Raw genomic sequence first — 16,795 nt, forward strand, 5'->3', positions numbered from 1 at the left:
GATCGGGCTCGACTTGATTGCACGGGGAGAACGGGGAGGCTGCTGAGGTGAGTGGAAACGGGGGCGGCGCCGCGGACAGCGATGCGCCGGACACGGGCAAGTCGTTCGACACCCTGTACAACGTCAACCCTCAGATGGCGCTGGACATCCAGCACACCGCCATGGAGGGCTTCAAGAAGCGGGTGGACGAGCTGCTGATCGAGCTCGACAAGTCGGAGGCGGCTCCGGGCAAGGTGGGACAGGACCGCCTTGCCCGCGCGCAGTTGGGTTCGGCCGATTTCAAGGAAGCGCAGTTCCTCTACGACTCCTACACCCTCGTGCACGACGAGCTGGAGAACCTCTCCAAAGCACTCAGCACGCAGATCGAGGGCATGGGTCTGGCGGTGCACGCCTCTCGCGTGGGCTACGCGAACCTGGACGACGACATCCGGGCGCGGATGAAGGAGGTCAACGCGGAGGCGGAGAAGTACTACGTGGCTGAGCGGGATCCGTACGCCCAGCGCGAGAGCAGTGGTGCGACCCAGTCGGGCGCCGAGAGCGAGGAGAGCTTCTGATGGCCGGGACGCCGCAGGGCAAGGAGCCGAAGCTCGCGCGTACGGACTTCGAGTCCATGACGCACGAGCAGCTCGCCGCCATGCTCGACTCCGCCTCCTCGGAAAGTGCCTCCACTCTCGCCAGCAAGCTCACCAAGGCCGCCTCGACGATCACGAAGATCGGCGACGACCTCATGACACACGTCAAGGGACTCGAGTGGCAGGGTGAGGGCGGTGACGCCTTCCGTGACTGGGGCGGGCAGACGGCCAGCGCCACGCTCCGTCTCGGTCAGTACGCCGAGGTGGCGTCGCGGTGGATGGAGACGGTGGCTCAGGCCGTTGCCGAGGCCAAGGCCGCGATGCCGAAGGTCTCGGAGACGACCCAGGCCCAGGCGGACCTCGCCGACGCCAAGAGCACGATGGCGGCGGCCAAGCAGCCCGGTGCCCGCAACGACCCCGACGCCCGGACTCTGGCCCAGACCGCCCAGACCGACGCGACGGCGGCCCAGGCCCGCATCGAGGCCGCCCGCGCCGAGGCGATCCAGCAGATGCAGAAGCTGGCGCAGGCGTACGAGTACTCGGCGCAACAGGTGAACAGCGTGGAGCCGCCTACGTTCTCGCCACCGGCAGGAAACACGGGCAGCTCGGGATGGTGGGTCGAGCCCGACAGCGATTACGTCTCGACCGGATCTCAGTACGCCCAGTCCGGCACCGGAGGCCTTTCCTCCACCACTTCGCACACGAGCGGCGGCGGTGCGGGAGGCCATGCCTCCATTGGCTCGGCATCACGGACCAATGTGGACCTCGGCACCACGGGAACCAGCCATCAGCCGACGCGGACGGTCCCGGCCGCGGACATGGAAATCGACGGGGTGGGCACGCTGCCCGACACCTCGCTCCCCGCCACCGCCCCACCGTCCGCCGGGCCGCAGACAGCACCCCCACGTCCTGAGCCTGCGCCGACCGTTCAACCGGGTGTCGTGCCACCCGCCTTCGGAGGCGGCGGGGGCGGCACGAACCCCGTAGCGCCCGGGCGCATGCCGTCGACTTCGCGTCTTCCCCAGTTGCCCGGCCAGGGGATCACCAACGGAGCGGCGGCGCGTCTCCCTCGGGAGAGCGGCATCCTCGGCGGCCGACCGGTCACTCCGGGGGCGGGACGGTCCACGGGCATTCCGCGCGGAACCGTCATCGGCGGCGGAACGGCGCAGGGACGCGCGCCGATGATGCGCGGTATGACTCCGGGCATGCAGGGCACGGGAGGCGGGAGCGCCGGAGGCGGCCTGACCGGGGGGCGCCGTCTCGCGTCGGAATCCGGCGGGATCGTGGGCAGCCGTCCGCAGCCGGGCCGCACCAACCCGCGCCCCTTCACACCCGGCGGATCGGGACTGGTACGGCCCGCCGCCGGCTCCGCCGCCCCGGAGCACGGCCCGGCTGCCGGCCGCAGCGGGGCAAACGCCCACCCGTCGAACGCTCCCGGCTCCCGGCGCGATCAGCAGCACGGCAGGCGACCTGACTACCTCGTCGAGGACGAGGAGACCTGGGCCGCCAACAACCGTCGGGCCGTTCCCCCGGTCGTCGACTGAGTCCGGCACGACTCCCCAACCAGGAAGACAGATGAGTACCAGCGGTAAGCGAACACTGCGGCCCGTCTCGGTGGTGTCGGCTGCTCTCGGCCTACTGCTGGTAGGCATAGCCGCGACTCCCGCCCACGCCGAGTCCGTCCGGGCCCGGCAGTGGTTTCTCGACGCGATGCAGGCCGACGACATGTGGAAGACCAGCACCGGCGAGGGTGTCGTTGTCGCCGTCATCGACTCGGGGGTCGACACATCCCTGGCCGACCTCAAGGGCCAGGTACTGGACGGCAAGGACTTCTCGGGTCAACGCGGCAACGAGCACACCGACCTGGCCGGCCATGGCACGAACATGGCGGCGCTCATCGCCGCGACGAGTGCCCGGGGCTCCCTCGACGGCTCCTACGGTCTCGCCCCGGGAGCCAAGGTTCTTCCCATCCGCATGCGCTACTCCACCGAGGACTTCGGTCAGGTGGACACGGGCTCGGAGTACTCCCGCGTGATGTCCCAGGCCATCAGGTTCGCGGCGGACTCCAAGGCGCAGATCATCAACATCTCCATGGCGGCCGCCAACGCCTCCGGGAGAAAGAACGTCGGAACGCCGGAGCTGGCCTCCGCCGTCAAGTACGCCCTCGACAAGGGCAAGCTGATCTTCGCCGGCGTCGGCAACAGCGGTGACACGTCCAATCTGCCTCAGTACCCGGCCTCCACTCCTGGTGTCGTCGGCGTAGGAGCGGTCACGGAGGACGTGAAGCGAGCCTCCTTCTCACAGCACGGCGCAGAAGTCGACGTCACCGCACCAGGCGACAACATGATTCATGCCTGCCTGGGTGGCACGCAGGTCTGCAGGACCGAAGGAACCAGTGACGCCACGGCGATCGCCTCGGCCTCCGCCGCCCTCGTCTGGTCCAAGCACCCCACCTGGACGAACAACCAGGTCCTCCGCGTCCTCATCAACACCATGAAGGGCAACGAGAAGAGCTGGACCCGTAACGACGACTTCGGGTACGGCATCGTCCGCCCCCGCGTCGCGCTCCAGAGCCCCGGTGACCCGGGCCCTGCGGACGAGTACCCGCTTCCGGACCTGGCGACAGCGTCCTCGGTCTCCCCGTCGCCCAAGGACTCCCCGTCCTCGGGCTCGGCGACGGACGACAGCAAGGCCGATGACACGACCGCTGCCGCCGACAGCGGCGACGACGGCGACGCGCCCCTCTGGATCGCCCTCGGTCTCGGCGCCGCCGCGCTCCTCGGTGCCGCCGTCGCCGTCCCGAAGGTGCGTGCCCGCAAGCGCCGCGCCGCCCAGCCGGCCGCCGCACCGGTCCCGCCGGCCTATGCGCCGTACACCACCCAGCAGCAGCCGTACCCGCCCTACGGGCAACCGCAGGGTCGCATCACCGGCTCACCCACCGACGGGTCGTCCGGCCCGGGCCGGCACTCGGCCCGCTGAGCCACGATCCATCAGTTGCCGCTGACCAAGCGAAGGAAACGACGTGTCGTTCGATGAGATGTGGGGCCAGGCCCGCAACTCCGCCGTGGCTCGCCAGGAGAGCAGCATGCGGCTCAACCAGTTGCCTGCCGACGGTGGGGGCGGAGGTGCGGCGCAGCCGACTCTGGACGTGGACTCGAGCGTCCTCGAGGAGCGGGCCAAGAAGGCTGACACCGTCCGCTCGAACTTCAGGGACGCAGACGACCAGACGATGTCCGCGACCGGCAAGATCGAGCTCAAGGGCTTCAAGTCCCAAGCCGCGATCGCCACATTCCAGAAGCGCTGGCGCGCTCAGATGCAGTACATGGACGAGCTGCTCGACAAGGGCGTGGCCGGAAACCTGCGCACTTCTGCCGCCGAGTTCCGGGCGGAAGAGGAGAAGCGGCGCCAGAAGGCCCACAGCCTGAAGGACGTGAGGGAGAAGCACTGACATGGGAATCACCTATCAGCAGCTTGGCTCACTTGACCTGTCCACTCTGTCGGATGCGGTCGACAAGTGGCGTAACCTTCCGGGACAGTTCGACACGATCGCGCGATCTTTCGGCACGACGGTGACGAAGGGGCTCACCGAATCCAACTGGAAGGGTGAGACTGCGGACGAGGCCCTGGGCAAGTTCGATGTCGTCGAGAAGCAGATGAAGGCTGCCTCCGACGAAGCCAAGGACATTCACGACCTCCTGAAGAGCGCTCATGACGCTTTTCAGGCAGCCAAAGACGAGCTGAAGAAAATCGAGAGCTACGTCCACGACGACAAGTATCTCGAGATCACTGCGGAGGGTCACGTCTACTGTGACACTTCGAAGGCGGAGAACGGACAGCAGGCGGCTCTCCAGAAGGGCTATCTCGACACGGTCCACGACTGCAACAACCGGATCGAGGCGGCGCTCAAGGACGCCGACGACGCGGACACCGCACTGCAGTGGGCCCTCACGAACGACGCCAACGGCCGCAACAAGGGCTTCAACACCCAGACCGCGACCAGCATCAGCGAGGCCACCAAGGAGCGGAAGGAATCGCTCAAGGAAGCTCGAGCGATGGTCGAGCTGGCGAAACTGGGCAAGGACATGACCACCCCCCAGATCGAGCACATGAACAAGGTGCTCGCCAAACACGAGGGCGACCCTCTCTTCAACGAGAAATTCGCGACGGGTCTGGGCGGCAAGGGAACGCTTCAGTTCTGGGCAGCCATGGCCGACCCGAAGGGCGACGGATACTCGCGGGTTCCCAATGAGCCCAGCGAGGAACGCCTGAAGCAACTCAAAGCCCTGCAGAACAACCTCGGTCGCTCGCTGGCTTCGGCCACCCATTCCGACAGCGCGGCCATGCGCGCCTGGGAGAAGGAAGTCATCGACCTGGGCGGCAGCCGCATCGACAGCGAGGACGCGGCGAATCCCTATGGCTTCCAGGTGATGAGCAATCTCATGCGGGAGGGGAACTACGACACCAAGTTCCTCCATGACTACGGAAACGCTTTGATGAAGGAGGACAAGCGTTGGGACGGTCCCCTCTCACCCGCTGACTTCTGGACGCGCAACTCGGAGACGGATCTGAACTTCGGCGCGAAGGACGACAGGGGTCAGGACCCCATGACAGGTTTCATGCAGGCTCTCGGACACAATTCCGAAGCGTCCATCGATTTCTTCTCCAACGACAAGAATTTCGACTACCTGACATCTGAGCGCGAGTGGCCGTCGGACGGTACCGGCGATAATGACACCGGAGCCTCGGCCGGTTACCGCTCCCTCTCCCACGCGCTGGAAGCGGCCACGACCGGTCACGCCTACGACGAGGGCCCGAGTGCGAACCTGCATCCCCACACGAAGGACCAGGCCGAGCTGATGACTAAGGTCGTCCACGGGATCTCGGACCCGAAGGACGACTTCAAGCTGCACAAGGGCATGGAGGAGAGCCTGGGGCAGATGGCAGCGGAGTACATGCCCGACATCCACAGGGCGCTCTCCGGCGGCGACCCCGGAGGTGCCACGCTCGCCGATCTCTACCCCCTCAGTGGAGCCCAGGCCAAGTTCAGTGAGCAGGACATCACCCGCTTCATGTACGACCTCGGTCAGACGCCTGATGGCTACAAGGCCCTCAACATCGGCGAGTCGCTGTACACCAGCGACCTGATGGGTTACCACCTCGCCAACCCCGACGCATACGGTGAGACCACACGGCAAACCATCCAGGAGATCTCCTCCAGGAACTCCGAGGTCCAAGGAGTGCTGGGCCTGGCACGCCAGGACTCAGACATCCAGAAATCCGCCGAAGGTGACGCCCAGTTCAACAAGAACATGGACAAGTGGAAGGCCTGGGCGAACACTGCCGCGAGCATCGGAATCGGCGTGGGGGTCAGTACAGCGGCTTCACCGGTGGCCGGCGCGTTCGCGGTGGCGGCGACCGAGGACCTGACGGGGCAGATGATCGACGGGCTCTTCCCGGATCCTCAGGACAGGTCCGGAGAGGCACTCTTCAAGTCCGGCAAGGATTGGGAGACACACAAGGCTTCGACGCTGCAGGCCGCTCAGCTGGCCGCATCGGCGGCAAACGGCGCCTTCCCGTCGGGGCTGGACCCCGCACAGATCGAGTCCGCCGTACGCGAGGGGCATTTGCAGGGCAACGACCATGCTCATTCCGTCCTGGACGAGTACCGCAGGCAGCGAGGAAAAGCGTAGGCACTGGTCCACAACCACTGGAGATTCACGTGAGCATTGTTACCGGGCGGCGTCGCCTGATCGGCATCGCAGTCGGCGCCCTGGTCGCGGTCGGTGTCGGGGGGACTCTGTGGGCCGTCACCTCGGACACCGACGGGAAGGAGCTCAAGGCCTCGGAGACGTGCAATGAAGGGGTCTTCTCCGCGCATGTCGATCCTTTGGAAAGGCTCCTCTCCCCGGACTCCTCGTTCAAGTCGAGCTGGTCTCGCGTTGCCACGGACAGCTCGCTCAAACTCACCTGCGTCAACTCAACCAGCAGCGGAGCCCTCAAGATGACGGCCGAAATGAAGGACGGCTCTCAGAAGGACTGGCTCTCGCAGTTGGGGGTCGACGGCGCGTCTGACGTTTCCCATTTCGGCCTGGGCACCGACGCGATCACCTGGGACAGGCGGGCAGCGATCTACATCGAGTGCAGGTCCGCCTCGGAGGGGTCAAGCCACACCTCAGGGATGGGCCACCCCTACCTGTCGGTCATCGCTACCGCCACCGGTTCCGCAGGCAGGAATGACGACAGAGCCCAGCAGGACCTCGCCCAGCTGGCGGGCAGGATGTTCTTCGAAGCGCAGCTCCAGACAGGCTGCCAGAAGGACTTCACTCCGCCGTCCGGCGCTCCCACGCTGACGACGGCATCATGAAAGGGAGGAGCGGGGCACTGGGTCGTCGCTGAGCGCGGCGCACATCGGTGACGCCGTGGAAAACAGTACGGGGAGGCGGTGCTGGCACCGCCTCCCCGTAGTCGCGTCAGGGGTCGGCTCAGCCCATCAGCATCCGGAAGCGTGCCGCGTTGCCGTGGTCCGTGTCCGAGTAGCCGATGACCGACTCGTCCAGGAGCTTCGCGATGCGGGCGAGCTTCTGGCACATCAGATCCATCTCCTCGCTGCTGGAGCGCTGGATCTCGGTGTAGGCGGTCTTCGCCTCGCCCTCCCAGGTCTCGGCGACCGCCCTGACCCTGCTCATCAGGGTCTCCAGGCCTTCGACCAGGTCACCGGCCGTCTTGCGGACGTCGCTCGCGGCCTGGGTGACGGTGTCGTAATTTACTGCTGTGCGTCCGGCGTCGCTCATGGTCAGGTCCTCCTCAGTGGCGTCTGGGGTGCGGCTCAGGCAAGGTCGGTGATGCGGCTCGTCACCTGGTACGAGTTGTCGACCTTGCGGATGTCCGAGATCCGCTCCTGCTCCTGGGCGGAGAAGCCCTTGACGCTCATCCGCATGACTTCCTCGAGATCGACGAGGTTGTCCTGAAGCTTCCTCAGGTGCTGGTTCACACTCTGCTGGACGGAGTCGAACTCCTTGCCGGCCGCGCCCTTCCAGCCCCCTTGGATCATGTCCACGACCCTGTTGAGGGACGTCACACGGTCACTGACGTTGTGGTGGAACTCGCGGATCTTGTCAGCAAGGTCCGTGAGTTCCGCGTCGCTGAAATTGACGCTCATGGCTTCCTGCCCTCCTCCTGATGCGACGGTGGCCGCCCTGGCGGGCAAGATGCTGTGTCTTCCGCGCGCCGCGCGGTCGCAGCGTCGCACCGCCCCCGTGCGTATCACTCATGTGATACCACCGGACACTCTAGTCACTCGCCCTGGTGCTTCCAACTGCAAAGGGTTCTCCGGGGAGTTCGCCGCCGCTCATGCCGAGAGACCCTTGCCGCGCCGTCGCCGCAGGTCCCTGGCCGCGATGGCCGTGCCGGCGATGACGGCGATCAGTGTCACGGTGATGCCCAGGGCGTACGTGGCGTACCTCTCGTCGCGTTCCTCGGCTGTCTCCGCGAGGGAGAACGGGGCGACGTCCGGAGCGGAGGCCCGGCTGGGGCCGGGGTCGGGAGTGGGAGAGGACGCGGGATCGGCCACGTCGGAGTCCTGGACGGCGCGCACGGGGTCCACCACGCCCCACCCCACGTAGTTGTCGTGGCCGTTGATCGAGCGCTCGGCCGTCTGCTCGATCTGGGTGACGATCTGGGCGGTGGTCCAGTCGGGGTGCTTCTCCTTGAGGAGGGCCGCCACTCCGGCGACGAAGGGCGCGGAGAAACTGGTGCCGTTGTCCGTGCACTGGCCGCCGCCGGGGACCGTGGAGACGATGTCGACGCCGGGCGCGGCCACACCGACGAAGGTGCCCGACTGGGAGAACGAGGCGCGCTCGTTGTTGCGGTCGGAGGAGGCCACGGCGAGGACGCCGGGGAAGGCCGCCGGGTAAGTGTCCTTCACCTCGCCGTCCAGGCCGTCGTTGCCCGCCGAAGCGACGATCACCACCCGCTCGGCTATCGCCCTGCGGACCGCCTCCGCCAGCGCGGAGGTCGCCGAGAGCGGCTTCGTGGTGTCCTGGGAGATGTTGATGACGTCGGCGCCCCGGCCGACGGCGTAGGTGATGGCGTCGGCCATCGTGTCCGAGTCGCCGCTGTTGTCGGCGTCGTTCTGGCGGATCGGGATGATCGTCGCGTTAGGGGCGAGGCCCACGAAGCCGGTGTCGTTGTCGGTCCGGGCCGCGATGATGCCCGCCACCTTGGTGCCGTGCCCGACCTCGTCGTTCGTGGGATCGGCACCCTTGCCCTTGGTGAGGTAGTCACGTCCGGCCGCCCTGTCGACCGCCGAGGTGAGCTGTGGGTTCTTGTCGTCGACGCCGGTGTCGATGACCGCTACCCGGACGCCCTTGCCCTTGTCGGTGCCCTGCCAGAGCTCGTCGAGCAGGACCCTCTGCAGCGACCAGGGCCGGCCCTTGATCGGGTCGGCGGGGAAGGTGCAGGTGCCGCTGCCGTCGAGCCGTACGTCCACACGCGGTTCCTCCGGCACGGAGATCGCCGGCGCGGCGGACGGGCAGGCGCCCAGCGCGGTCAGCACCGCGGCGGCGGCCAGCAGGGCCGTCTTCGAAGGCGACACGGGTACGTCGCTCCTGTCCTTGTCCGTGGGTCACGAGGTCTGCGGGTCTGCGAGCGGGCGCGGAGCCGTCAGCCGGGTCACGAACCCTGCGGCTGCCGGGCGCTGTTGGTGTCCAGACGGGGTCCCTTCGCCAGGAACTCCGACCAGACGAGGGGCACCTTCGCGGGCCTGACGTTCTCGTAGCCGAGCTTGACCTGGGCCTCGCTGGGCTCGGGGCTGCCGTCGGAGGTCGTCTTGCCGTCGGCCCCGATGTCCGACTTGTCGCTGTCGCTGTCCCCGTTGGCCTGCACCGCGTAACGCAGGCCGGTGTCGGTGACGAGGAACAGCGAGCCGGCGCCGGACTCGGTGCCCTGCGACTGGGTGTACAGCAGACCGGTTCCCGGTGTGACGTACGTGCTGGTGCCGTCGGCGGTGATGGCGGCGGGGTACTCGGTGCCCGCCCAGGTGGTGAGGGTCGTGGTGTTCTCGTCGTCGACGTCCCGCAGGACACTGCACACGGTGTCGCGTCCGGAGCCCGTGGTGGCCGAGTTGACCTGGCGGGCCCGCTGCGCGGGCCACTTGGCCGGCTGGCCGTCGAAGGAACCGGTGTCGGCGGTGAAGTCCTGCAGACCCACGGTGCGCGCCTCGCCGTTCATGTTCAGTACGGCCGTCTGCGGCGAGTTGATGAGGAGCCAGGCGGTGAACTCGGTGATCGGCTGCACCGCGCCCGGTACGACCACGAAGTACTGCGTGCCTTCGCCGGTCTCGGTCTTGAGGACCATGCCGACCCTGTTCTCGTCCTCCGAGAGGTTGCCCCGCACCCCGGCCGCCCGGCCGACGCTCGCGGGAAGCCGGGGGAAGCTGACGGGCGTGCCCTGGTGGAGGGTGGCGAGCCACTCCTTCGTGACCAGCTGCGGCTTGCGGGAGCCCACGAGCGCGGTGGTGAGCGCGTCGGACTCGGTGCCCGTGACGGCGTACGAGGTGCCCTTCGCGTCGACCAGATAGCGGTCGCCGGCGCGGGTCTGCACGTAGAGCACGTCGCCGCCGGACAGGCGCTGGGAGCCCTCGGTCCTGCCGGCATCCCGCTGGGCGAGGACGAACGTCGCCTCCTGCACGGTGTCGCCCTTGCCGCCGGGCTGCTCGCAGACGGCCCAGCGCTTGGCCTTTCCGGCCTCGTCCGCGGAGGGCAGACGGTCGGGGGCGTACGGGATACCGAGGATCGGGCCGCGCGGCAGGTCGCCGGAGTCCAGGATCGCGTCGGCGACCTGGATGACCTGGTAGTTGGCGTCCTTCATCAGCAGCCGGGCGGAGGCCAGGTTCAGAACAGGGTGCAGTCGCGTGGTCTTGCCGGTCTTGAGGACGACGTACCGGGTCGTGGACTGCTTGCCCACGATCACCCGGGTGCCGGGCTCGTCCCAGCCCTTCGGCGCCGTGGGCTGGAACATGCCCCAGGCCCCGAAGGCCGCCAGGGTCAGCGCGCCGGCGATCATGCTGGGCACGACGGCCCGGAGGGGTTTGGGCGCACCCTCCTCCGATCCCGAGGGCGAAGGCTGGAGGAAGGCCGCCAGAGTGCGACGCTTCGCGAACGTGTAGGCGTTGAGTTCGTCCCGCCGTGATGCCATGAGTGCGTGTGTCTCCCCGTGCCCCACCCGGCGGGCCCGAGTCCCCCGCCGCCCGATGTCAGACCGGCCCCCTACTATGCCTGGTATCCGCGGGGACTTGTGGAGCGGGTAGGGTACGTGGGCTTCAAGAGCCCTGTGTGGCGCGGAATTTCCAGCAGGTTGTGAGCAAAACGGGGGGATGGCGTGATGGCTTCCGCAACGCGGGCCCGATCGCGTGGGCGGGTGCGGACAGGAATCTCCCCGGCGTCTGCGGGGGAACCGGCGCCGATGCGGCCGGATTCGGGCGCCCCGACGCGGGAGGGCGGCGCACTCCACCTCAGGACGCGTCGCGGACAGGGCGGCTCGTTCCGGCTGCAACGGCTCGTGCTGCTCGAGCTCGCCGGCGCCGTGCTGCTGGTCGGCTGGGTGATCGACCCGGTCGCGCTGATTCCCTCGGCCGTGGTCGCCGTGCTGCTGGTGGCGCTCGCCTTCGTCCGCCGGCGGGGCCGTTCCCTGCCGGAGTGGCTCGCCACCGCACGGGCGCTCAAGGCCCGGCAGCGTCGGGCCGCGCGGCTCACGCTGCCCGAGGGCACCGAGCCGGGACTGGCGCCGGCTGTGGAATGCGATCCCAGCCTGCGCACCTACGCGTTCGGCCCCCGTGACCGCCGTCCGGTCGGGCTCATCGGGGACGGGACGTTCGTCACCGCCGTTCTCCAGGTGGAGGCCGACGCCACCGCGCTGCGCGCCCAGCGCGACCGGCACCCGTTGCCGCTCGGTCTGGTCCGCGACGCCCTGGACGTGGACGGCATCCGGCTGGAGTCGGCGCAGATCGTCCAGCACACCCAGCCCGCGCCCGCGCTGCACCTGCCCCAGCAGTCCGTCGCCGTCGCCAACTACGCGCCGCTGCAGGAGCAGACGGGTGCTCCGGCGGTGCGCATCACCTGGATCGCCCTGAAGCTGGATCCCGAGCTGTGCCCGGAGGCGGTGCAGGCGCGCGGCGGCGGGTTGGTCGGGACGCAGAAGTGCGTCGTACGGGTCGCGGACCACCTGGCGAGCCGGCTCACCGGTGCGGGCTTCCGGTCGACCGTGCTCAACGAGGAGGAGTTGGTCTCCGCCATCGCCACGTCCGCCTGCGCCAACCCGCTGGTGACGGCCGAGGCCGGGCGAGCCGGCACGCTGGACCGCCGCACCGAGGAGTCGGGCCGCAGCTGGCGCTGCGACAACCGGCGGCACACCGTGTACTGGATCCGCCGCTGGCCTCAGCTGGGCGGGCTGAGGGCGCCCTCGCTGCCGCAGTTCCTCGCGCTGGTCACCGCGATACCGGCGCTCGCCACCACCTTCAGCCTCACGCTCACGCGTGCGGAGCGCAACGAGGTCTCGCTCAGCGGCCATCTGCGGGTGACCGGGCGGGGCGCCGACGAACTCACCGCGGCGCGGCGCGCGTTGGAGGGTGCCGCCCGGCATGCGGGCGCCGGACTCGCCCGCCTCGACCGTGAGCAGTTGCCCGGCGTACTCGCCACGCTGCCCCTAGGAGGTGCCCGGTGACGTCCTCCATTCCCCAGACGGCCACCGGTCCGGGGGCACCCGGCGCCCCGCGGGGCGTGCGGCCCGCGGCGCCCCGGCGGGCCCGCTCCCTACTGGCCACCGGGTTCGGCCTGCTGGGCCCCCGCAACGGACGGCATGTCCTGCCGGCGGACCAACTGGACGCCCTCGCCCTGCCCATCGGGGACGACGGGGTCGTCGTCGGGGTCGACACCGAGGGGCGGCCGGCCGTGCTCGGGTTCAACCGGCCGACGCCGTACGACGTCGTCCTCATCGGCGGTTTGTGGACCGCGCAGGTCCTCGCCCTCAGAGCGGCGGCGACCGGGGCGCGGGTGGCCGTGGAGACGGGACGGCCGCAGGCCTGGGTGCAGATGGTGCACGCGATGGGCGGCGGGCAGAACGGGCTCGCGGTGTACGAGGTCGGCCGGGTGCCCCCGCAGGGTGCCTCGGCGGGTACTCCGGTGCTGGTGGTGCGGGACTGCGGGATGCGGCCGCCGCGCGGACGGGTCGCTTCCGGTCCCTGGCAGTCCGTGCTGACCCTGCTGCCGTACCTCAGCCCGGTCGCGCCGCGCCTGATACGGCAGGCCCGGCTGGTCGGTGTGCAGCGGATCTCGCCCGACGAAGCCGCCGAGGTGGGCCGTGCGTTGACGCTGCCCCGGGAGCACGTGGAGGCACTGCCCACGCTGGTGGACGGCTTCACGCTGTGGTGCGCCGACCGCGACCGGCAGTATGTGATGACGCAGCCGACGGACGCGGAGATCGGGCTGCTGGGCACGCCTCGGCGCATGGACTGACCGGGCAGCGGAGCCTTTCACAGCCTTTGTCGGCTTCTGAGAGTGGGCGGGCCTGCCGGGGCGGGGCATCTGATGATTAGGCTGGTGTGGGGCGCGGTGCCGGAAACCATGGGGTGGGTGTCGACGTCCCCGGGGAGGGCCGGTGTGTCGGACGACCTCGGACGGCCTCGAAACCACTGCGTACGACGAGACATGGTCGCGCCCCGGCACGGCACAGGCGTGCATGAGGGTGCTCGACCACACCAGGAGGAATTGTGAGCAGCGATCGGGACGGGACGCGCGGGGGCTGGGCCACACCCGGCGATGACCAGCCCGACGCGGAATCCGCCATCGAGATGACGGGTGAGTTCACCATCGACTACGCGCCGCCCGCTTGGTACACGCAGAACGCGGGCGGGGGTCCGGCGGCGGGTGCGGGAGGGGACACGGGTGCGGCACCTCCGCCGGGACCACCGGCTCCCGTTCCGGCTCCGGTTCCCGACCCTCAGATTCCGAACCCTCAGATTCCGAACCCTCAGGCTCCGGCGGCTCCGACCCCTCAGGCTCCGGCTCCCGTTCCGCCACCGGCTCCCGCTCCCGCTCCCGCTCCGCACGTTCCGGCTCCGCCGGGTGTGCCGGGTGGGCCGGGTATGCCCGGGTTTCCGGCCACCGCGGCGCCCGCGAACGCCGTGCCCGCGGCGCCGTACGCACCGCCCGTCGCTCCCCACGCCACGCCGCCGGCCGCTCCCGCGCCGTTCGCTCCCCCTCCCGCGCCGCCCGCGCCGTTCGCGCCTCCCACGGGGGAGCCCGTCGCCGTGCCCGGGCTTCCGGTGAACGGCGGGTTCCAGCCGCAGCAGCCTCAGCCGCCGCAGGCCGAGTCACCGGCTCCGGCCGCCGCGCCGAACCCGGCCGCTGTGCCGGCCCCGGCCGCCGAGCAGGGTCGGCCCGTGAGCGGGGACCTGGAGAGCGGCGCCACCATGCGCTTCTCACCGGTCGCCCTCAAGCGGCAGATCGCGGAACAGACCGGCCCGGCGGAGGCCGAGGGCGCGGAGACCGACGGGCAGCCGGCCGATGAGGACGCCGCGGTCGCGCAGGAGGAGACCGACGGGGCCGCCGAGGCCACGGCCTCCCCCGACGGTTCGGCCGACGACGGTGCCGCCGAGGCCGAGGCGGACGCCTCCGGCGAGGCGGCGGCTCAGGACGCCGACGTCCCGACGGACCCCGAGTCCGAGGGCACCCCCGCGGAGGACCCGGCGGCTCAGCACGACTCCGCCGACGCACCCGAGTCCTCGGACACCGCCGAGTCCACGGACACCACCGAATCGTCGGAGACCGCCGAGTCGTCGGACACCGCCGAGTCGCAGGACGGGACGACCCAGCCCCCGGTCGCCGCCGCGCCGCCCGCATGGGCTCCGCCGCCGGTCCCGCAGGGCGGGCTGCCGCCGCTGCCGCCGTCGTACGAGCCCGCGGCCCCCGCACCGGCGGCCGAGTGGCCGGCCCAGCCCCAGCCGCTGCCCCAGCCGCAGCCGCAGCCGGCCGACCCTGCGGCAGCCCAGCAGCCGCCCGTCGCGCCGCAGACGGCACCCCACGCACCGGGCCCCGAGGCATCCCCGGCTCCGCCGCAGCCCGCGTACGGCTTCCCGCAGCCCCCGGCTGCCGCCCCGGCACCCGCACCCACACCGGAACCGGCACCGCAGCCGCCCGCCGCTCCCCAGCCGGGCTACGGATTCCCGCAGCCCCCGGCTCCCGACGCCCAGGGCGGGTACGGCTTCCCGCAGCCGCCCGCGACCCACGCCCAGGGTGGGTACGGCTTCCCCCAGCCCCCCGCGCCCAACACGCCCGGCGCTTACGGCTTCCCGCAGCCCCCCGCCCCGCAGGCACCGCAGCAGCCGCAGCAGCCGCAGCCGGGCCCGGTGGCGGACGCCCAGGGAGTTCCGCAGGGCTTCCCGGGGCAGCCGCCGCACGGAGCCGCCCCGCACGGGCCCCAGGCGCCCGGTCCCGCCCCGGCGCCCGCCCCGGACGCCGCTCAGGCCGGACACGCCCCGCAGGTCCCGCACGCCCCGCACGCCCCGCAGCAGCCCGTCGATCCCCGGGCCGGTGCCGCCTGGCCGCAGGCGATCCAGCACGACCAGCGGCAGCCGGTCAACCCCGGTGCCGCGCCGCTGGGTTACACGGCGGCCGTGGAGCTGTCCTCGGACCGGCTGCTCAACAACAAGAAGCAGAAGGCGAAGAGCGGCCGGCCCACCGCCTCCTCCTCCCGCTTCAAGCTCGGCGGGAAGAAGGAGGAGGCCGAGCGGCAGCGCAAGCTGGAGCTGATCCGCACGCCGGTGCTGTCCTGCTACCGGATCGCGGTCATCAGTCTCAAGGGCGGCGTGGGCAAGACCACGACGACCACCGCGCTCGGCTCCACCCTCGCCATCGAGCGCCAGGACAAGATCCTCGCGATCGACGCCAACCCGGACGCCGGTACGCTCGGCCGCCGGGTGCGCCGCGAGACCGGGGCCACCATCCGTGACCTCGTCCAGGCGATCCCGTACCTCAACTCGTACATGGACATCCGGCGGTTCACCTCCCAGGCCCCGTCCGGCCTGGAGATCATCGCCAACGACGTCGACCCGGCGGTCTCCACGACCTTCAACGACGAGGACTACCGGCGCGCGATCGACGTGCTCGGCAAGCAGTACCCGGTCATCCTCACCGACTCGGGCACGGGCCTGCTCTACAGCGCGATGCGCGGGGTGCTGGACCTCGCCGACCAGCTCATCATCATCTCGACGCCGTCGGTCGACGGTGCGAGCAGCGCCAGTACGACGCTGGACTGGCTGTCCGCGCACGGGTACGCCGAGCTGGTCTCGCGGTCCATCACCGTCATCTCCGGGGTGCGCGAGACCGGCAAGATGATCAAGGTCGAGGACATCGTGTCGCACTTCGAGACGCGGTGCCGCGGTGTGGTCGTCGTGCCCTTCGACGAGCATCTCGCCGCCGGTGCCGAGGTCGACCTCGACATGATGCGGCCGAAGGTGCGGGAGGCGTACTTCAACCTGGCGGCGATGGTCGCGGAGGACTTCGTCCGCCATCAGCAGATGCACGGCCTGTGGACCAGCGACGGCAACCCGCCGCCGGTCGCGGCCCCGCCGATGCCGGGCCAGCAGATGCCGGGCCAGCCCGGACCCGGTCAGCCGTATCCCGGTCAGGCCTATCCCGATCAGGCCTATCCCGGCCGGCCCGGACCTGGTCAGCCCCATCCCGGCCAGCCGGGGCCGGGTCAGCCGTATCCCGGTCAGCCCTACCAGGGTCAGCCCCCGGGCCAGCCGTATCCGCCGCAGCCGCAACAGCCTTATCCGCCGCAGGCAGGACAGCCGTACGGCGGACCGCAGCACCCCCAGGCACCGCAGCACCCCCAGGCACCGCAGCCGGGACAGCCGTACCCGCCGCAGGGCCGGCAGCCGGGGCAGCATGAGCCGTACCCGCCGCAGCCCGGCCAGCCCCAGCCGCCGGCCGGTTACGGCTACCCCCAGCCGCCCCAGCCGCCGGCGGGCTACGGCTACCCGCAGCCGCCGCAGGCCCCCGTCCCGCCGCAGCAGGACGGCGGCGAGGCACCGCCCCCGCCGCCCCCGCAGCAGTAACGGCGACGGCGGAGCGGCCCCGCGGCCGTGCGCGTGCGGCCATGAACGAAGGGCGGCCGGTGTCCGAGGACACCGGCCGCCCTTCGGCCGTTCACGGAGCCGTCGTCGG

General features: G+C 70.3%; 13 protein-coding genes. 9 read left to right on the forward strand and 4 right to left on the reverse strand.

The window, feature by feature from the left end:
• The first annotated feature begins 47 nt into the window (after window positions 1-47).
• Genes ACFY30_RS38755 through ACFY30_RS38780 form a run of 6 tightly spaced genes read left to right on the forward strand, consistent with a single transcriptional unit; the run spans window position 48 to window position 6,936 of the window.
• Window positions 48-554: a hypothetical protein gene (locus ACFY30_RS38755; protein ID WP_390849843.1), complete on the forward strand. Its 507-nt coding sequence runs from the start codon at window positions 48-50 to the stop codon at window positions 552-554.
• Window positions 554-2,116, forward strand: a complete 1,563-nt coding sequence (locus ACFY30_RS38760) for a hypothetical protein (RefSeq protein ID WP_390849844.1) — start codon at window positions 554-556, stop codon at window positions 2,114-2,116. The genes ACFY30_RS38755 and ACFY30_RS38760 overlap by 1 nt, the downstream gene beginning before the upstream one ends.
• A gap of 31 nt (window positions 2,117-2,147) precedes the next feature.
• Window positions 2,148-3,551 carry a type VII secretion-associated serine protease mycosin gene (gene mycP / locus ACFY30_RS38765; RefSeq protein WP_390849845.1) on the forward strand — a complete coding sequence of 468 codons (1,404 nt, stop codon included), beginning with the start codon at window positions 2,148-2,150 and terminating at the stop codon, window positions 3,549-3,551.
• Window positions 3,552-3,594: 43 nt separating this feature from the next.
• On the forward strand, window positions 3,595-4,020 hold the full coding sequence (locus ACFY30_RS38770; protein WP_390849846.1) for a hypothetical protein: 426 nt from the start codon (window positions 3,595-3,597) through the stop codon (window positions 4,018-4,020).
• Window position 4,021: 1 nt separating this feature from the next.
• Window positions 4,022-6,262, forward strand: coding sequence for a hypothetical protein (locus ACFY30_RS38775; RefSeq protein WP_390849847.1), 2,241 nt, complete (start codon window positions 4,022-4,024; stop codon window positions 6,260-6,262).
• Window positions 6,263-6,291: 29 nt separating this feature from the next.
• Complete coding sequence (locus tag ACFY30_RS38780; protein ID WP_390849848.1) at window positions 6,292-6,936, forward strand: hypothetical protein; 645 nt, start codon at window positions 6,292-6,294, stop codon at window positions 6,934-6,936.
• Window positions 6,937-7,054: 118 nt separating this feature from the next.
• On the opposite strand, the gene ACFY30_RS38785 is transcribed toward ACFY30_RS38780, so the two are convergent.
• From ACFY30_RS38785 to eccB, 4 genes are all read right to left on the reverse strand, one after another.
• On the reverse strand, window positions 7,055-7,363 hold the full coding sequence (locus tag ACFY30_RS38785) for a WXG100 family type VII secretion target (protein WP_390849849.1): 309 nt from the start codon (window positions 7,361-7,363) through the stop codon (window positions 7,055-7,057).
• A gap of 35 nt (window positions 7,364-7,398) precedes the next feature.
• The gene (locus tag ACFY30_RS38790; RefSeq protein ID WP_390849850.1) at window positions 7,399-7,731 is read right to left on the reverse strand and encodes a WXG100 family type VII secretion target; all 333 of its coding nucleotides are present in this window, start codon (window positions 7,729-7,731) and stop codon (window positions 7,399-7,401) included.
• A gap of 189 nt (window positions 7,732-7,920) precedes the next feature.
• Window positions 7,921-9,165: a type VII secretion-associated serine protease mycosin gene (gene mycP / locus ACFY30_RS38795; RefSeq protein ID WP_390849851.1), complete on the reverse strand. Its 1,245-nt coding sequence runs from the start codon at window positions 9,163-9,165 to the stop codon at window positions 7,921-7,923.
• A gap of 77 nt (window positions 9,166-9,242) precedes the next feature.
• Window positions 9,243-10,766 carry a type VII secretion protein EccB gene (gene eccB / locus ACFY30_RS38800; RefSeq protein ID WP_390849852.1) on the reverse strand — a complete coding sequence of 508 codons (1,524 nt, stop codon included), beginning with the start codon at window positions 10,764-10,766 and terminating at the stop codon, window positions 9,243-9,245.
• Window positions 10,767-11,033: 267 nt separating this feature from the next.
• Here eccB and eccE point away from each other — a divergent pair, with 267 nt between their 5' ends.
• From eccE to ACFY30_RS38815, 3 genes are all read left to right on the forward strand, one after another.
• Window positions 11,034-12,290, forward strand: coding sequence for a type VII secretion protein EccE (eccE, locus tag ACFY30_RS38805; RefSeq protein WP_390849853.1), 1,257 nt, complete (start codon window positions 11,034-11,036; stop codon window positions 12,288-12,290).
• Window positions 12,287-13,081, forward strand: coding sequence for a hypothetical protein (locus ACFY30_RS38810; RefSeq protein WP_390849854.1), 795 nt, complete (start codon window positions 12,287-12,289; stop codon window positions 13,079-13,081). Before eccE ends, ACFY30_RS38810 begins: the two co-directional genes overlap by 4 nt.
• Before the next feature lie 254 nt (window positions 13,082-13,335).
• The gene (locus tag ACFY30_RS38815; RefSeq protein WP_390849855.1) at window positions 13,336-16,686 is read left to right on the forward strand and encodes an SCO5717 family growth-regulating ATPase; all 3,351 of its coding nucleotides are present in this window, start codon (window positions 13,336-13,338) and stop codon (window positions 16,684-16,686) included.
• Window positions 16,687-16,795: the final 109 nt, after the last annotated feature.

This window comes from Streptomyces sp. NPDC000345 (assembly GCF_042898825.1).
Taxonomy (GTDB): domain Bacteria; phylum Actinomycetota; class Actinomycetes; order Streptomycetales; family Streptomycetaceae; genus Streptomyces.